The 15,320-nt window shown below is 56.9% G+C and carries 13 protein-coding genes; 7 read left to right on the forward strand and 6 right to left on the reverse strand.

The annotated features are described in order from the left end of the window. Nucleotides 1-35 precede the first annotated feature (35 nt). Nucleotides 36-1,217: an ABC transporter substrate-binding protein gene (locus tag DSM25558_RS18095; protein ID WP_077106079.1), complete on the forward strand. Its 1,182-nt coding sequence runs from the start codon at nt 36-38 to the stop codon at nt 1,215-1,217. 74 nt (nt 1,218-1,291) lie between these two features. Here DSM25558_RS18095 and DSM25558_RS18100 read toward each other — a convergent pair whose 3' ends face one another. The 3 genes from DSM25558_RS18100 to DSM25558_RS18110 all read right to left on the reverse strand — a co-directional run bounded on the left by DSM25558_RS18100 (nt 1,292) and on the right by DSM25558_RS18110 (nt 6,651). Continuing rightward, the gene (locus tag DSM25558_RS18100; protein ID WP_077106080.1) at nt 1,292-4,486 is read right to left on the reverse strand and encodes an efflux RND transporter permease subunit; all 3,195 of its coding nucleotides are present in this window, start codon (nt 4,484-4,486) and stop codon (nt 1,292-1,294) included. A gap of 129 nt (nt 4,487-4,615) precedes the next feature. Continuing rightward, nucleotides 4,616-5,803: an efflux RND transporter periplasmic adaptor subunit gene (locus DSM25558_RS18105; RefSeq protein WP_077106081.1), complete on the reverse strand. Its 1,188-nt coding sequence runs from the start codon at nt 5,801-5,803 to the stop codon at nt 4,616-4,618. Nucleotides 5,804-5,853: 50 nt separating this feature from the next. Further along, nucleotides 5,854-6,651 (reverse strand): alpha/beta hydrolase fold domain-containing protein, encoded by a 798-nt coding sequence (locus tag DSM25558_RS18110; RefSeq protein WP_077106082.1) that lies wholly within the window; start codon nt 6,649-6,651, stop codon nt 5,854-5,856. A 147-nt stretch (nt 6,652-6,798) separates the two neighbouring features. On the opposite strand from DSM25558_RS18110, the gene DSM25558_RS18115 reads away from it, so the two are divergent. Continuing rightward, nucleotides 6,799-7,767, forward strand: a complete 969-nt coding sequence (locus tag DSM25558_RS18115; RefSeq protein ID WP_083716561.1) for a LysR family transcriptional regulator — start codon at nt 6,799-6,801, stop codon at nt 7,765-7,767. A gap of 3 nt (nt 7,768-7,770) precedes the next feature. Here the strand turns inward: DSM25558_RS18115 and treZ are convergent, their stop codons facing one another. From treZ to phnF, 3 genes are all read right to left on the reverse strand, one after another. Next, nucleotides 7,771-9,654 carry a malto-oligosyltrehalose trehalohydrolase gene (gene treZ / locus DSM25558_RS18120; RefSeq protein ID WP_244554249.1) on the reverse strand — a complete coding sequence of 628 codons (1,884 nt, stop codon included), beginning with the start codon at nt 9,652-9,654 and terminating at the stop codon, nt 7,771-7,773. Between the two features lie 59 nt (nt 9,655-9,713). Beyond that, nucleotides 9,714-10,577 (reverse strand): SDR family oxidoreductase, encoded by an 864-nt coding sequence (locus DSM25558_RS18125; RefSeq protein WP_181013803.1) that lies wholly within the window; start codon nt 10,575-10,577, stop codon nt 9,714-9,716. 104 nt (nt 10,578-10,681) lie between these two features. Then, entirely contained in the window at nt 10,682-11,416 is a 735-nt protein-coding gene (gene phnF / locus DSM25558_RS18130) for a phosphonate metabolism transcriptional regulator PhnF (RefSeq protein WP_077106084.1), read from the reverse strand. 115 nt (nt 11,417-11,531) lie between these two features. Here phnF and phnG point away from each other — a divergent pair, with 115 nt between their 5' ends. Genes phnG through phnK form a run of 5 tightly spaced genes read left to right on the forward strand, consistent with a single transcriptional unit; the run spans nt 11,532 to nt 15,320 of the window. Continuing rightward, nucleotides 11,532-11,981 (forward strand): phosphonate C-P lyase system protein PhnG, encoded by a 450-nt coding sequence (phnG, locus tag DSM25558_RS18135; protein WP_077106085.1) that lies wholly within the window; start codon nt 11,532-11,534, stop codon nt 11,979-11,981. Then, nucleotides 11,981-12,577 (forward strand): phosphonate C-P lyase system protein PhnH, encoded by a 597-nt coding sequence (gene phnH, locus DSM25558_RS18140; protein ID WP_077106086.1) that lies wholly within the window; start codon nt 11,981-11,983, stop codon nt 12,575-12,577. The genes phnG and phnH overlap by 1 nt, the downstream gene beginning before the upstream one ends. A gap of 3 nt (nt 12,578-12,580) precedes the next feature. After that, complete coding sequence (locus tag DSM25558_RS18145; protein ID WP_077106087.1) at nt 12,581-13,672, forward strand: carbon-phosphorus lyase complex subunit; 1,092 nt, start codon at nt 12,581-12,583, stop codon at nt 13,670-13,672. Next, nucleotides 13,669-14,550, forward strand: a complete 882-nt coding sequence (locus DSM25558_RS18150; RefSeq protein ID WP_077106088.1) for an alpha-D-ribose 1-methylphosphonate 5-phosphate C-P-lyase PhnJ — start codon at nt 13,669-13,671, stop codon at nt 14,548-14,550. Before DSM25558_RS18145 ends, DSM25558_RS18150 begins: the two co-directional genes overlap by 4 nt. After that, nucleotides 14,547-15,320, forward strand: a complete 774-nt coding sequence (phnK, locus tag DSM25558_RS18155; RefSeq protein ID WP_077106089.1) for a phosphonate C-P lyase system protein PhnK — start codon at nt 14,547-14,549, stop codon at nt 15,318-15,320. The genes DSM25558_RS18150 and phnK overlap by 4 nt, the downstream gene beginning before the upstream one ends.

Consider the following 15,320-nt stretch of genomic DNA (forward strand, 5'->3'; position numbering starts at 1 on the left):
CGGACGGATGGTCCGTTCAGCTTCAGGAGAATGTCATGAAATTGAGTGCTAGATTTTTGACCGCAGTCGCGCTGGCAGGATTGCTCGCAGGCCCGACGCTGGCGGCAGATACGATCAAGATCGGCAACATCGTCGCCACTTCCGGCCCGCTGAAGGGACCGGGCGAACCGACCGTCGTTGCCGCAGACATAGCGTTGCAGGAAATCAATGCTGCTGGTGGCATCAATGGCAAGCAGGTGGAACTCGTGCGCTTCGAGACCGGCTCCGACCCCAAACAGGCGTCTGTCGGCGCGCGCAAGTTGATCCAGGATGACGGCGTGCTGGCCATCGTCGGACCATTGTCCTCCGGTGAAGCGGCTGTGGCGTTCAATGATGCCGACCGTCTCAAGGTGTTGATGATGCCGAACGCGGCCTCGACGCCGGGCCTGACGAACAACCGCAAATATGGCTGGAGGCTGACGGAGGACGAATCCAAGCAGTTCACCCGCATGCTCACATCGCTGAAAAACAAGGGCGTGAAGCTGGACACGGCCCAGATCATCTACATCTCCGAAGAGGTCGTTTCCAACGCCTCCGGCACCAAGCTCTATCCGGCCATCTTCGATAAGATGGGCATCAAGTACGGTCCGCCACTTGCCGTTCAGTACAAGAGCTTCGACATGTCGGCCCAGGCGGCCCAGATCATGCAGGTCAACCCGGATGTCGTTGCCATCGCCGCATTGCCGGATTCCGCCTCCAAGGTCATCAAGGAATTGCGCCGTCAGGGTTACAAGGGCCGCATCATCGGCTCGCAGATATTTGCAGATCCGAACGTGGTCGAACTGTTCGGTCCTGAAGGCAACGGAACCGTCATGGCCGCCGGCTTCTGGAAAGGCTTTAGCGAGCGCTCTTCAGCCTTCAACGACAAATTTGTGAGCGAGGCCGAAAAGCGCGGCATCCACAAGCTCGGCGCTCACCATTCCGATGCGCAGACCTATGACACGCTTTTCCTGATGAAACAGATCATGGAAAAGGCCGGGGTGACCGGTGATCCGGCAAAGGTGGATGAAGAACGCGAAGCCGTTGCCAAGGGCATGGAGGGCGTTACTTTCTCGGGCATTCTCGGCAACAATATCTGCTTCGTCGGCCACGATGCGGAACTGCCCGGCTATGTCATCGAAATCAAGGACGGCCAGTGGACAAAGCTGGACGAAGCTCCCGCCGACAAGTGCAACTGATTGCCTGTTCAACGTAAAAAAGCCGCAGGACGGTGTCGTCCTGCGGCTTTGTTTTTTTGTCGAATGTTCGTGCCTTAGACGGCTTTGTCCATCTTGAAGTCCGTATTCGCAGCTTCTTCGGGCTTGTGTTGAATCAGCGGGCGGTTGCCTGAAAGCTTGCGCACCAGCACGTAGAACACCGGTGTCATGAAGATGCCGAAGATCGTCACGCCGATCATGCCGGAGAACACCGCGACACCCATGGCAGAGCGCATTTCAGCACCCGCACCTGTGGAGATCACCAGCGGCACCACGCCCATGATGAAGGCGAGTGATGTCATCAAGATCGGCCGCAGGCGTAGACGGCTTGCCTCGATGGCGGCGGCAACGGGGGAACGACCTTCGAACTCCAGTTCCCGGGCGAATTCCACGATCAGGATCGCGTTCTTTGCCGACAGGCCAACAAGGACGATGAGGCCGATCTGGGTGAAGATGTTGTTGTCACCTCCTGTCAGCCAGACGCCGGTCATAGCAGCCAGCACACCCATCGGCACGATCATGATGATGGCAAGCGGCAGCGTCAGGCTTTCATATTGTGCAGCCAGCACCAGATAGACCAGCAGCAGGGCCAGCGGGAAGACAAGCAGGCCCGAGCTTCCTGCAAGGATTTGCTGATAGGTCAAATCCGTCCATTCATAAGCAATACCGGATGGCAGGGTTTCGGCAGCGATACGTTCGATGGCGGCCTGCGCCTCTCCCGACGAGAAACCGGGAGCCGGACCACCGTTGATATCTGCTGCAAGGAAGCCGTTGTAACGCGTGGTGCGTTCTGCTCCCGTCGTGGCATCCACCTTCAGCAAGGCTGAGAGCGGTATCATCTGGCCATTGGACGAGCGCACCTTCAACTGACCGATATCTTCTGCATGGGCGCGGAATTTCGCATCTGCCTGCACTCGCACACTATAGGTACGGCCAAAGGCATTGAAGTCGTTCACGTAAAGCGAGCCGAGATAGATCTGCAACGTTTCGAAAACATCGGTTACCGAAACTCCGAGCTGTTCAGCCTTTGCGCGGTCAAGGTCGGCATAGAGCTGCGGCACGTTGATCTGGAAGCTGGAGAACAGGCCAGCCAGTTCCGGTGCCTGATAGGCCTTGGCGAGAAATGCCTTGGTCACTTCATCAAGCGATTGATAGCCGAAACCTGCGCGGTCTTCGATCTGCATCTTGAAGCCACCCGTCGTGCCAAGACCGTTGACCGGTGGTGGCGGGAACATGGCAATAAAGGCATCCTGAACCGCACCGAATTTCTGGTTGAGCGCCATGGCAATGGCACCGCCGGAGAGTTCCGGTGTCGTGCGCTCCTCGAAGGGGCTGAGGCCAACGAAAACGACACCCGCGTTGGAGCTGTTGGTGAAGCCGTTGATCGACAGGCCTGGGAAGGCAATCGCATGTTCGACGCCGGGCTGTTTCATGGCGATATCGCTCATGCGTTTGATGACGTCTTCGGTACGATCAAGACTAGCGGCATCGGGCAATTGGGCAAAACCGATCAGATACTGCTTGTCCTGTGCGGGTACGAAACCGCCCGGCACGGCGTTGAACATGCCATAGGTCGCACCTGCCAGAACCACGTAAACGATCATGACAATGCTTTTGCGGTTCAGCAATCCGCCGACGCTTTTGCCGTAACCGTTCGAGGCCGCACCAAAAGCGCGGTTGAAGCCACGGAAGAAGCCTCCGAAGACCTTATCCATGCCGCGCGTCAGCCAGTCCTTCGGCGCGTGATGATCCTTCAAAAGCAGTGCCGCCAAGGCAGGAGATAGGGTCAGTGAGTTGATGGCCGAGATGACGGTCGAGATGGCAATCGTCAGCGCGAACTGGCGGTAGAACTGGCCTGACAGGCCAGAGATGAAGGCTAGCGGCACGAACACTGCGACAAGCACCAGCGCGATGGCGATGATCGGGCCGGACACTTCCTTCATGGCGCGGTATGTCGCATCACGCGGCGACAGCCCGTTCTCGATGTTTCGCTCGACGTTTTCAACCACCACGATGGCGTCATCCACGACAATACCAATGGCCAGCACCAGCCCGAAGAGGCTAAGCGCGTTGATCGAGAAGCCGAAGATATACATCACAGCGAATGTGCCGATGATGGATACGGGCACGGCAATCAAAGGAATGATCGAGGCGCGCCATGTCTGGAGGAAGAGGATGACGACGATAACGACGAGCGCGATGGCTTCAAGCAGGGTATCGATAACTTTGTCGATGGAAGCGCGCACGAACTGCGTGGTATCGTAGACGATTTCATATTTCACACCATCCGGCATTGCCTTTTGCAGGTCCTGCATGGTGGCGGCTACCTGGTCGGAAATGGTAATGGCGTTGGAGCCGGGTGCCTGGAAGACGGGAATAGCAACGGCAGACTCACCATCCAGCAGCGAGCGCAGCGCATAATCCGCCGCACCGAGTTCGACGCGTGCAACATCCCGCAGGCGGGTGATTTCGCCATTCGTGCCGCTTTTCACGATGATGTTGCCGAACTCTTCCGGCGTGGAGAGGCGGCCTTGCGCATTGACGTTGAGTTGAAGGTCGATGCCGTTGAGGCTTGGCGAAGCACCGATGGTGCCGGCTGCGGCCTGCACGTTCTGTTCGCGAATGGCGTTGCTGATATCGCTGGCAGCCAGATTGTGTTCAGCAGCCTTTTGCGGGTCGATCCAGACGCGCATGGAGTAGTCACCCGCGCCGAATATCTGCACCTGGCCCACACCTTCAATACGGGCCAGCCGGTCCTTGATGTTGAGGACGGCATAGTTGCGCAGATAGGTCAGGTCATACTGATTACCGGGCGAAACCAGATGCACGACCATCATCAGGTCGGGCGAGCTTTTGACGGTGGAAACACCAAGGCTTCGAACTTCGGCAGGCAAACGGGGTTCCGCCTGCGAGACACGGTTCTGCACCAGCTGCTGAGCCTTGTCCGGGTCCGTACCGAGCTTGAACGTCACGGTCAGTGTCATGACGCCGTCGGATGTCGCCTGGCTGGACATATAGAGCATGTCTTCGACGCCGTTGATCTGTTCTTCAAGCGGGGTTGCCACCGTTTCAGCGATGACCTTGGGGTTCGCACCGGGATAGGTGGCGCGAACAACGATGGAAGGCGGCACGACTTCCGGATATTCCGAAATCGGCAGGGCGCGCATGCCGATCAAGCCTGCGACGACGATAAGAACCGATAGCACGCCAGCAAAAACCGGCCGGTCCACAAAAAATCTGGAGATGTTCATAGCAAAGGCCCTCTCGCCTCCGGGTGGAATTTGGATGCAGAAAACCGCTCCGGTGGCATCAGGCCACCGGCGGATCGCTTTTCTGTTTTGAATATGCTGGGGGGCCTATAATCGACCCGCCACGAATGGTTACTGTGAGGCGACTTTCTCTTCCGTCTGCGGTGCGACGATTGCACCGGGACGAATGCGCTGAAGGCCGTTAACGACGATCTTGTCTCCCACGGCCAGGCCGCTTTCGACAATGCGCTGGCCATCCGTCGATGAGCCGGGCTTGATCTGGCGATAGTTCACCTTGTTTTCACCGTCTACGACAAAGACGAACTTCTTGTCCTGATCGGTGCCGATGGCGCGATCGGTGATCACGATACGGTTTTCGGACTTCGGTTCGCCCAAGCGTACGCGTACGAACTGGCCGGGGATCAGATGTCCATCCGTATTGGCGAATACGGCGCGCACACCGATCGTGCCGCTTGCGGCGTCGACCTGGTTATCGATGAGATGCAGGGTGCCTTTGATCGGCGTGCCTTCATCGGCCAGTGTGCCCACTTCGACAGGGATTTGCTCCAAAGCCTGAAGCGCACCGTCTGATACTGGAAGCTGCGAAAGCGCCTTCGCCACCATTTCTTCGCTGGCATTGAAGCTTGCATAGATGGGATCGACAGACACCAGCGTCGTCAGTGCGGGTGACCCCGAACCGGCAGCAACAAGGTTGCCCGTGGTGATTTCAAGTTTGCCGACGCGACCGGAAACCGGAGCGCGAAGCTCCGTGTAGCTGAGGTCGAGCTGGGCGGTGGTGAGTGCTGCGCGGGCCGCCCGAGCCTGTGCTTCGGCATCTGCCAAATTGCTCTGGCGTTGATCCAGATCGCTTTGCGAAATCGTGCGATTGTCAGATAGCCTGCGTCCACGCTCAAGTTCGGTTCTGGCAAGACCGACCTTAGCTTCGGCAGAGGCGACCTGTGCTTCCGCACCGGCAACCGTTGCCTGATAAGGAGCTGGATCGATGGTGAAGAGTGCATCGCCGGCTTTTACCAAAGCGCCTTCACGGAAGTGAACCGCTTGGATTTGTCCGGCGACACGCGAACGGATTTGAACCCGCTCGACAGCTTCAAGACGCCCGGAAAACTGTTCCCAACGCGTCACATCCCGGCTTTCAACAACCGCGACCGTCACTGGAACAGCAGGCGTTTCCGCCGGGCCGGATGCCGCCACCGCACCAGTGGTCATGGGAAGGTCGAATAAGAATGCCGCCGCTGCAACGGACACGGCAAGGCCTATGCCGGCACCCGCAAGGGCACGGCGCTTGTTCTTGAGCGTCATGGGTATCTCCTTGGCTCCATGGGGAGCCGACCAGTTAAGTCGAAAAAATTTTAATGCTTCAGGTTTTGAACGAAATCCGAAAACTCCGTGCAAACGGCAGAGAGCCATTTGCCACCTTCACCGCGGTAAAGCCCTGTCCAGCCGGAGCCGGCAGGGAAAACATGCTGCCGAACCTGAACCCCTGCGTCACTCAGCCGACCGGCATAATTCACGGTCTCGTCACGCAGAGGATCATCCTCAGCTGTAAATATCAGCGCCGGTGCAACACGGTTCAACCGCGTACACTGGCAAGGTGCAGCATATGGGTGGGCAAACCCACAGGCCTTTGCCAGATAATGGCTCCAACCCTCTGCCCAACGCTGCCGCATACCAATCTTGTCGGCATCCCGAAACGACGTGGTTGCCATCATCGGATCGATCATTGGCGAGAGCAAAATCTGCCCCGCCAATTTTCCAGGCATTCTGTCCCGCGCTTTGAGCGCTAGACCTGCCGCCACGTTGCCGCCCGCTTCTTCTCCCGCCACAAACAGCAGCGATTTTGCACCACCATACTGCTTGCGGTTGTTGCTCAAACAGTCGAGCGCGTCGAAAGCGCAGTCGATGACCGCTGGAAACTCGTTGCAGGATGTCGTGCTATAATCTGCCTCGACCACCACCGCGCCGTTATCAGCAAGCGCTCTGGCAACCGGCAATTCCGGACACTGACCGCCCTTTTCCAGAAACGAACCACCGCGTAAATAAAGCACCAGCGGAGGTGTCCGGTTTTCGCCTTCACCCTTATAGACACGAACAGAAAGAGGCTGCTGCGCCTTCTCTCCGCTTTCGATGGTGTGCCACTGCGTGTTCATTTTATTGCCCTCGGGAGGCAATCCATCAGCCACCACTTGCGGTCATTTCTGAAATAGATATTATTGTTCGAGATAAAATACACAAGTCTGAGAAATTGAAAACACTATTCCAAATTCGCGGACAATAGGCAATAAAGGTTATGGGCGATGGATCAGTTGTCGGCAATGCGGGTTTTCGCGCGCGTAGTGGAGACCGGCAACTTCACGCGGGCAGCCACCGCGTTGAATATTCCCAAGACCACGGTCACCAATATGGTGCAAGGGCTTGAGGCACATTTGCGCACCACCTTATTGAACCGGACGACGCGCAGAGTGATGGTGACGACGGACGGCGCGCTTTATTACGAGCGCGCCATACAAATACTGTCCGAGATCGACGAACTGGATGGAAGCTTGTCCAACACGGATACGCAACCATCGGGCCGTCTGCGCGTGGAAATGGCGGGCGCTTTCGCCGACCATATCATCATTCCCAATCTCTGCGACTTCTATGAGCGGTATCCACTCATCCGAATTGACCTTGGTGTTGGCGACAGGTTGGTGGACTACATCGCAGAAAACGTCGATTGCGCTGTGCGGGTGGGAACGCCTCGGGACCAGTCGCTTATCGCCCGCAAGGTTTCTGAACTCGAATTCGTGACATGCGCAGCACCATCTTACATCGAGAGATTTGGCATGCCGCAACAACCCGAAGACCTGGAGGGAGACCATTATTGCGTTGGCTACTTCAACGCGACATCTGGCCAGATCATGACGATGCCGTTCGATAACGGAACACGCGCGGTGGAAATCACGCCGCGTTATATCGTTTCCGCCAATGATAGCCGCACCTATCAGAACGCGGTGCTGGCCGGAATGGGCGTGGCGCAGCTTGTTCCCTTTATGGTTCGCGACGACTTCGCCAGAGGCAATCTCGTGCCGGTTCTGCCGGGGTGGAAGCGGGAGCCCATGCCGATTTATATCGTCTACCCGCAAACGAGGCATGTCACGAACAAAGTCCGCGTCTTTGTAGATTGGCTTGCCAAGTTATTGCACAAAAACAATTTGGGATCGTTGGAATGGCAACCCAGCCCGTCTGATAGTGACCAAATTTTAAACAACGTAAAGATAGCCTGACGACTAGCCGGAAATGTCTCGCCGATAAAAAGCAACGGACATAGGAGGCAGATGATCGGTCGCGCCATCCGCGGTCTCAGGCCAAATGCGTTTGCCTAAATCCGAATCCAAAAGAGCTTCTGTCTTCGAGAGATTAAGGCGGAGTTGCAGGAGAATTTTGCCGATTGTCCAGTCAACGAAGACGCATTCTGCTGGGCAATCCAACACTGTTCCAGAGTTGGTTTCACCAGCGTCTGCTAGGTTAGGCGCAATGTGCGCCTGACGGATGGCTATCAAACGCTTGAGCCAGCCCGACCACGCGCGTCCCTCTTCGGTTTCTAATTGGGCCCAATCGATTTTGGAGCCTAGGAATGTCGCTTCCGCATTCGGATCCGGAATGTCGTCCGCTGAAAAGCCCTTGGGATAACCGCCGAAGTTTTCGGCTTCAGGTGCGCGATTGTCGCGGATGGTTGAAGCGAGTTCGCCCTTATAGTCGGCGAAGAAATGAAACGGGGTGTTGTCCCTGTAGGAGTCACCCATGAAGAGAAGGGGAATTTGAGGAGATAGGAGAAGCAGCGCAGTCAATGCGCGATGAAGCTGATCATCGATGGTGGTGTGCAACCTGTCGCCAAGCGCGCGATTGCCGACCTGATCGTGATTTTGAAGAAAATGGATGAAGGACGTTGATGGCAAGCTGGCAGTTGGAGGCAAATGCTTGCTGATCGTAGGTTCTCCCGCGTCTACGTAACCTTCTGCCGCGATTTTGCGCAGTTGATCAAAAGGGGTATCGGCAAACTTGTCGAAGATTCCGCTGGTTTCGCCTGTCACGATCCGGTGTACGACATGATGAAAACCGTCATTCCAGTCCGCCGTGAACAACCCGTTCGCCAACAGGTCTGTCCCGTTGGGTGGATTTTCGATCATTAAATGAATGGTACGATCCGTCAGTCTCTGTCTGATCACAGCAGGTATCTCTTCAAGGATATGTGTGCTGCTGTCGTCTTTGACCTCATTGACGGCATCAAAGCGCAGGCCATCCAGTCGAAACTCTTCAAGCCAGTACAGGGCATTATCGGTAAAATAGCGTCTGACCGGTTGACGCTCGAAGGCAATCTCCTGTCCCCAGTCATTGTGTTTATCCCGAAAAAACTCAGGCGCATATTGGCTCAGAAAGTTTCCTTCGGGACCAAAGTGATTGTAGACGACGTCGAGAAAGACCATCAAACCAAGGCCGTGGGCGATGTCTATCAATGCTTTAAGATCGTTGGGTGTACCATAGGCTGTGTGGGGAGCATATTGCAGCACGCCATCGTACCCCCATCCTCTCGCTCCTGGGAAATGTGCGAGTGGCAGAATCTCGATTGCGGTCACCCCGATTTCCTTGAGGTGATCAAGCTTGGCAGCGGCCGCATTGAATGTCCCCTCAGGTGTGAAGGTACCAATGTGAATCTCGTAGATCACGGCCTCATGCCATGGTCTGCCTCTCCACTCCCGGTGTTTCCACTGGTAGGCGTTCGGATCTGTCAGGATGGACAGGCTTGAAACATCGGATTGTTGTCGGCGTGAGGCGGGGTCCGAGACAACGCTACCGTCATCCAAAACGAAACCATATGATGAGCCAAACGGCTGTTCGTTGATGAAGATTTCGAACCAGCCGTCTTGCGAACGGGTCATGAGATGATCGCCCGATAAGCGCAGCTTGACCTGTTTCTGGTTGGGTGCCCAAAGCCTGAAACGCGTTCCGCCATCGATGAGCTGAGCGCCCCAAGCTAGAGTAGAGCGAGTTTCGGACCCAGTACGCGCAACAGCCAGTTCGTCAAGCATTTTATAAAACCCTTTGATAACATCATCATAGACTGACCGGAGCCAGACTAACGGCTGGAACCGGCGTAAGTTGCAAATCTGCAATGATGCAAATTTGTGACGTCTTCGAGTGTTCGGCGGAACTGACCTGCTGTCGGGCTGTCCTAGATCATGATCTCGCCGCCCGTTACGGGGATGACTGCTCCGGTCATGTAGCTTCCAAGCTCGGATGCGAGCAGCACATAGGCACCTGCCAATTCCGCTGGCTGGCCAGCACGGGCCAACAGCGTCTTTTCGCCGAATTTTGCGGCCTTTTCAGCAGGCATTGTGGACGGGATGAGAGGCGTCCAGATCGGGCCGGGCGCGACGGCGTTTACCCGGATGCCCTTGTCTGCCACCATTTCGGCTAAACCAGCGGTAAAGTTGGATATCGCCCCTTTTGTCGACGCATAGGCCAGCAGAGCCTGCGATGGCTGTCGTGACTGAATGGACGTTGTGTTGATGATGGAACTACCGGGCTTCATCAGCGGGACCGCTGCCTTGGAAAGGAAAAACGGCGCGTAGATATTGGTCCGAAACGTCTCGTCCCATTCCTCTGCGGTGATGTCCTCTATCGAGGCGTAAGTGCGCTGGAATGCGGCATTGTTGATCAGGATGTCGATCCCGCCCAGTTTCTCGACCGTCTGTGCCACAAGCGATCTGCAGTGCGCTTCGGATTTGATGTCTCCGGGCACGAGGATTGCTTTGCGGCCTGCTTCTTCGACCCACTTGGCCGTGTCTTTCGCATCGTCGTCTTCGTTAAGATACGAAATGAGAATATCGGCTCCCTCTCTGGCAAAGGCTATGGCCACGGCTTTTCCAATGCCGGAATCACCGCCCGTAATCAGCGCGACTTTTCCCGATAGTTTGCCGTCTCCGCGATAAGAGTGCTCGCCGTGATCAGGAACAGGCTGCATCTGTGCAGTCGTTCCCGGCGGTTCCTGTTGCTGTTCAGCGAAGGGCGGCGTGGGACGATTTGTATCGGACATCAAATTTCCAATCATGTTGCTGGCGGGAATGCCTTTCCCTCTGCTAACAAGTGATTGGCCGATACGTTCCCCCGAATAAGCCCCATCATTAGTCCAATCGAGCCTCAAGCCGTTTGGGCAACGTTGGAAAACACCAGCTCCATACGGTCGGCAAGAAACCGTGTGACGATGCTTTGGATGGGCTTGCTATCCATATCGACGTCGACGGCCTGGCTGACGAGAACGATGCTGTCTGCGGCGCAATTGAGAAGTTCCACGTCGCGAGCCGAGACCCGTTCGGCAGTCAATCTCGTTTCCTGACGTCGATAATCGGCCAGACCTTCACGCTCCAGCGCTTTGGTGATCGAGCCGGTTTCCGCATAACCAGCTATGATGCCCGGAAACCGATCTGCTGAGAACAAGGAAACAGACCGCGACATCGGCGCGCCGTCGGCGACTGCCAAATGCTCGACGCGGTGCAAGGGGGAGCCGAGGCCGCAGGACAGGAGCTTTGCCTGGGCGGTATCGGCCGCCACGATCTCTGCATGAATGAGACGACCGGAAGGGGCGAGCGATTGCTGCATCATGTTCTCGGAGAACCTCGCCCTTTCCCCTATGGGGTAAGCGACACGCGTCTTTGCCGCATTGACGAATGTCCCGCGGCCACGTTCAGCACGTAAAACTCCATCACTCGATAGCGCTGCAATGGCCCGCCTGACCGTATGTCTGTTGACGCCAAACTGCGTGGCGAGTTCGGTTTCCGGCGGCAATTGCTCGCCCATTTCGCCGTTGGCGATTGCGCCGCGAAGTCCATCCGCCACCCTGCGCCATCGGGATATGCCATCGTCATTTGCATTCATTTTTCTTCAAACGTCCCGCTGTCATTCCATCGTCATGATTAGTGATGTATAAAACAAATAAGAATGGTTGTCTATACAAATAGACAAATTACAAACCTACCATATCGGCGGCAAAATGATGGAAGTATTCAATCGAAAGCAAGCGCTGGATATCCTTGCCAACGCACCGGCAGATGTTCTTTTGCAAACCTACGGCGTGCTGGAGGCGCAAATGCCGCGGGCAGCGCCTGTGCGAGGGCCTGAAATCGGCACCGTAATGGTTCGCGGCAAAATTGGCGGCGGCGGCGCCGCATTCAATCTTGGGGAAGCCAGCGTCACTCGCGCAACCGTCAAGCTCGCAACCGGTGAGGTTGGGCATTCGATTGTTCTCGGTCGCGATCAGCGCAAGGCACATATCGTCGCTCATCTGGATGCGTTGCGGCAAAGCCCTGACTGGGTCGCGCGCATCGATGACGAAATTGTTCGCCCCGCCTTGGCTATTCTGGAAGACACCAAACTCCGCCGGGCTGAAGAAACGGAAGCGACGAAGGTTGATTTCTTCACCGTCGCGAGAGGAGAAGACTGATGAGTACGGTCACGTTCGATGGCGGCTTTGCCGATCCGGTCTTTGCTTCGCAAGATGTCTTTCATGCCGTAATGCATGCCGTTTCAAGACCGGGAACGGTTGCAACGCTGGGTGAGCGTGCCGCTGGCCCAGCGCCGCTAAATGCTGCCGCATCCGCAATTCTGCTTACACTGGCTGACTACGATACGCCCGTGTGGATTGAGGCCTCGGACGCGATGAAGGATGTTGCAGCGTGGCTCACCTTCCATAGCGGTGCACCCATTGCGCAAGAGCCGTCGAAGGCGAGTTTCGTGCTTTTGACTGAAGCAAGCGATGTGGCGCAGTGGCAGACCTTTGCGCATGGAACGATGGAATATCCAGACCGTTCTGCGACCCTCATTCTACCGGTCCGCTCGATCAACGGTGGAGCATCGCTTGAGCTGACGGGACCAGGCATCGAGACTTCCTGCACCATCGCGCCTGCCGGTCTGCCAGAGGGTTTCGTGGGTGCCATGGAAGCCAATGCCGCCCGTTATCCGCTGGGCTTTGACATTCTGCTTGTCTGCGGTGCTGAGGCGATTGCCTTGCCGCGCACGACGCGTATTCGGGAGGTGTGATCCATGTATGTTGCAGTAAAGGGTGGCGAAGCAGCCATCGATAAAGCTCATAAGCTGCTGGCGGACCGCCGGCGTGGCGATCGCGATATTCCCGCCTTGACGCTGGAGCAGATCGCCGGCCAGCTGTCGCTGGCAGTTGACCGGGTCATGGCTGAAGGATCGCTTTACGATCCGCAGTTGGCAGCCATGTGTGTACGCCAGTCGCGGGGTGATCTCATCGAGGCGATTTTCCTGATGCGGGCCTATCGCACGACCCTGCCGCGCTTCGGATATTCGCGGCCTATCGCCACGGATTGCATGAGCATCGAGCGACGCGTATCGGCAACCTATAAGGACATCCCAGGTGGCCAGTTGCTGGGGCCCACTTTTGATTACACCCACCGGCTGATCGATCCCGATATGGCCGGTGACGAGCCGGTGGATGAACCAGCAAGACGCGCTCTGGATGATGTGCCAGCCTTTCCGAGAGTGACCGATATTCTCAACGATGAAGGCTTGATCGAACCGGATGTCCCCTCGGACAAGGAGCCTGCCGATCTGACGCGTGACCCAACGGCATTTCCCGTCGATCGCGATTTGCGATTGCAGGCTTTGGCACGGGGTGATGAAGGGTTTCTTCTGTCTCTTGGTTACTCCACCCAGCGCGGTTATGGCCGCACCCATCCCTTTGTCGGCGAAGTGCGTATCGGCATGGTCGACATCGAGATCGACGTACCGGAACTTGGCTTTGCCGTCTGCCTTGGCTCCATCCGCGTTACGGAATGCCAGATGGTCTCGCAGTTCAAGGGGCAGGGCGAGGAGGGGCCGAAGTTCACCCGTGGCTACGGCCTCGTTTTCGGCCAGTCGGAACGAAAGGCAATGGCGATGAGCCTTGTCGATCGCGCTCTCCGCGCCGACGAGTTTCAGGAACAGCGCAACGCGCCCGCGCAAGATGAGGAATTTGTTCTTGCCCATTGCGACAATGTCGAAGCCACCGGGTTTGTCGAGCATCTGAAACTGCCGCATTACGTAGATTTCCAGGCGGAACTCGGCCTGTTGCGCATGCTTCGGCGTGAAAATGAAGAGCTGCTGGCGACCAAGGAGGCCGCAGAATGAACCTGCCAAGCTACAACTTCGCCTATCTCGACGAACAGACCAAACGGATGATCCGTCGCGCCATTTTGAAGGCGATTGCCATTCCCGGCTATCAGGTGCCGTTCGCATCGCGTGAAATGCCCATGCCCTATGGCTGGGGAACCGGTGGCGTACAGGTTACCGCTGCCATTCTCGGTCCGGACGATGTTCTAAAAGTCATCGATCAAGGTGCCGACGATACCACCAATGCAGTCTCCATCCGCGCCTTTTTCGCAAAGACGGCAGGCGTTGCCACGACGACGAAGACGGAGGAGGCGACAGTCATCCAGACACGTCACCGCATTCCGGAGACGCCGCTGAAAGCTGGCCAAACGATCGTCTACCAGGTTCCCATTCCCGAACCGCTTCGGTTTCTTGAGCCGCGTGAAACGGAGACGCGTGTCATGCATGGGCTGGAGGAATACGGCCTTATCCACGTAAAGCTCTACGAGGACATCGCCCAGCACGGTCATATCGCTACGACCTATGCCTATCCGGTGAAGGTCGAGGGGCGTTATGTCATGGACCCGTCGCCGATCCCGAAGTTCGACAACCCGAAAATGAACGATTCACCTGCGCTGCAATTGTTCGGTGCCGGGCGCGAGAAGCGCATCTACGCCCTGCCGCCGTTCACGGAAGTGGTCAGCCTCGATTTCGAGGATCACCCTTTCGCTATTCAGCGGTTCACCGCTCCCTGTGCGCTCTGCAATGCCACCGGCGTTTATCTCGATGAAGTGGTGACGGATGATCGCGGGGGCCGGATGTTTGTTTGCTCTGATACCGACCATTGCGAAACCCGCCAGGCAGAGGGTCATCACGGCCCAGGCTTGCCCCAACTGGCGACAGGAGAACAGTCATGACCGGTCCGATCCTTTCTGTTCAAAAGCTGGAGCGTCGCTACGGTGATTTCATCGGATGCACGGATGTCTCTTTCGATGTCTGGCCGGGTGAGGTTGTTGCTATCGTCGGTGAATCCGGCTCCGGCAAAACAACGCTGCTCAACTGCATATCGGCACGGCTTGAACGCTCCTCGGGTAGCGTCCAGTACCGCATGCGGGATGGGCGGTTTCCTGATCTTGAGGAGCTTTCAGAGGCGGAGCGCCGGTTTCTGATGCGCACCGACTGGGGTTTCGTTCATCAAAATCCTGCCGACGGTCTGCGCATGCGGGTGTCAGCCGGTGCCAATGTCGGTGAGCGGCTGATGGCGGTCGGCGAGCGACACTATGGTGATATCCGCAAATCCGCCGGTGAGTGGCTGTCACGCGTGGAAATCGCGGTGAACCGTATCGACGACCAGCCGGTGGCCTTTTCCGGTGGTATGCGTCAGCGATTGCAGATCGCCCGCAATCTCGTCACCCATCCGCGCCTGATTTTCATGGATGAGCCGACTGGTGGCCTCGATGTGTCCGTGCAGGCCCGCGTGCTCGACCTGTTGCGCAATCTCGTCAACGACCTCGGTCTTTCCGTGGTCATCGTAACGCATGATCTGGCTGTCGCACGCCTACTGTCGCAGCGGATGATCGTCATGAAAAGCGGTCGCATTGTTGAACAAGGGTTGACCGACCGGGTGCTGGACGATCCGCAGCATGCCTACACCCAGCTTCTTGTCGCCTCGATACCGGAGAGCTGA

It is taken from the genome of Agrobacterium sp. DSM 25558, assembly GCF_900100825.1.
Taxonomy (GTDB): Bacteria; Pseudomonadota; Alphaproteobacteria; order Rhizobiales; family Rhizobiaceae; genus Agrobacterium.

Coding starts and splice junctions, on each gene's coding strand:
- DSM25558_RS18110 (WP_077106082.1), bottom strand. CDS start 6,651: ATGAACACGCAGTGGCACACCATCGAAAGCGGAGAGAAGGCGCAGCAG.
- DSM25558_RS18100 (WP_077106080.1), bottom strand. CDS start 4,486: ATGAACATCTCCAGATTTTTTGTGGACCGGCCGGTTTTTGCTGGCGTG.
- phnH (WP_077106086.1), top strand. CDS start 11,981: ATGAGTACGGTCACGTTCGATGGCGGCTTTGCCGATCCGGTCTTTGCT.
- DSM25558_RS18115 (WP_083716561.1), top strand. CDS start 6,799: ATGGATCAGTTGTCGGCAATGCGGGTTTTCGCGCGCGTAGTGGAGACC.
- DSM25558_RS18125 (WP_181013803.1), bottom strand. CDS start 10,577: ATGTCCGATACAAATCGTCCCACGCCGCCCTTCGCTGAACAGCAACAG.
- DSM25558_RS18145 (WP_077106087.1), top strand. CDS start 12,581: ATGTATGTTGCAGTAAAGGGTGGCGAAGCAGCCATCGATAAAGCTCAT.
- DSM25558_RS18105 (WP_077106081.1), bottom strand. CDS start 5,803: ATGACGCTCAAGAACAAGCGCCGTGCCCTTGCGGGTGCCGGCATAGGC.
- phnK (WP_077106089.1), top strand. CDS start 14,547: ATGACCGGTCCGATCCTTTCTGTTCAAAAGCTGGAGCGTCGCTACGGT.
- phnF (WP_077106084.1), bottom strand. CDS start 11,416: ATGAATGCAAATGACGATGGCATATCCCGATGGCGCAGGGTGGCGGAT.
- DSM25558_RS18095 (WP_077106079.1), top strand. CDS start 36: ATGAAATTGAGTGCTAGATTTTTGACCGCAGTCGCGCTGGCAGGATTG.
- phnG (WP_077106085.1), top strand. CDS start 11,532: ATGATGGAAGTATTCAATCGAAAGCAAGCGCTGGATATCCTTGCCAAC.
- DSM25558_RS18150 (WP_077106088.1), top strand. CDS start 13,669: ATGAACCTGCCAAGCTACAACTTCGCCTATCTCGACGAACAGACCAAA.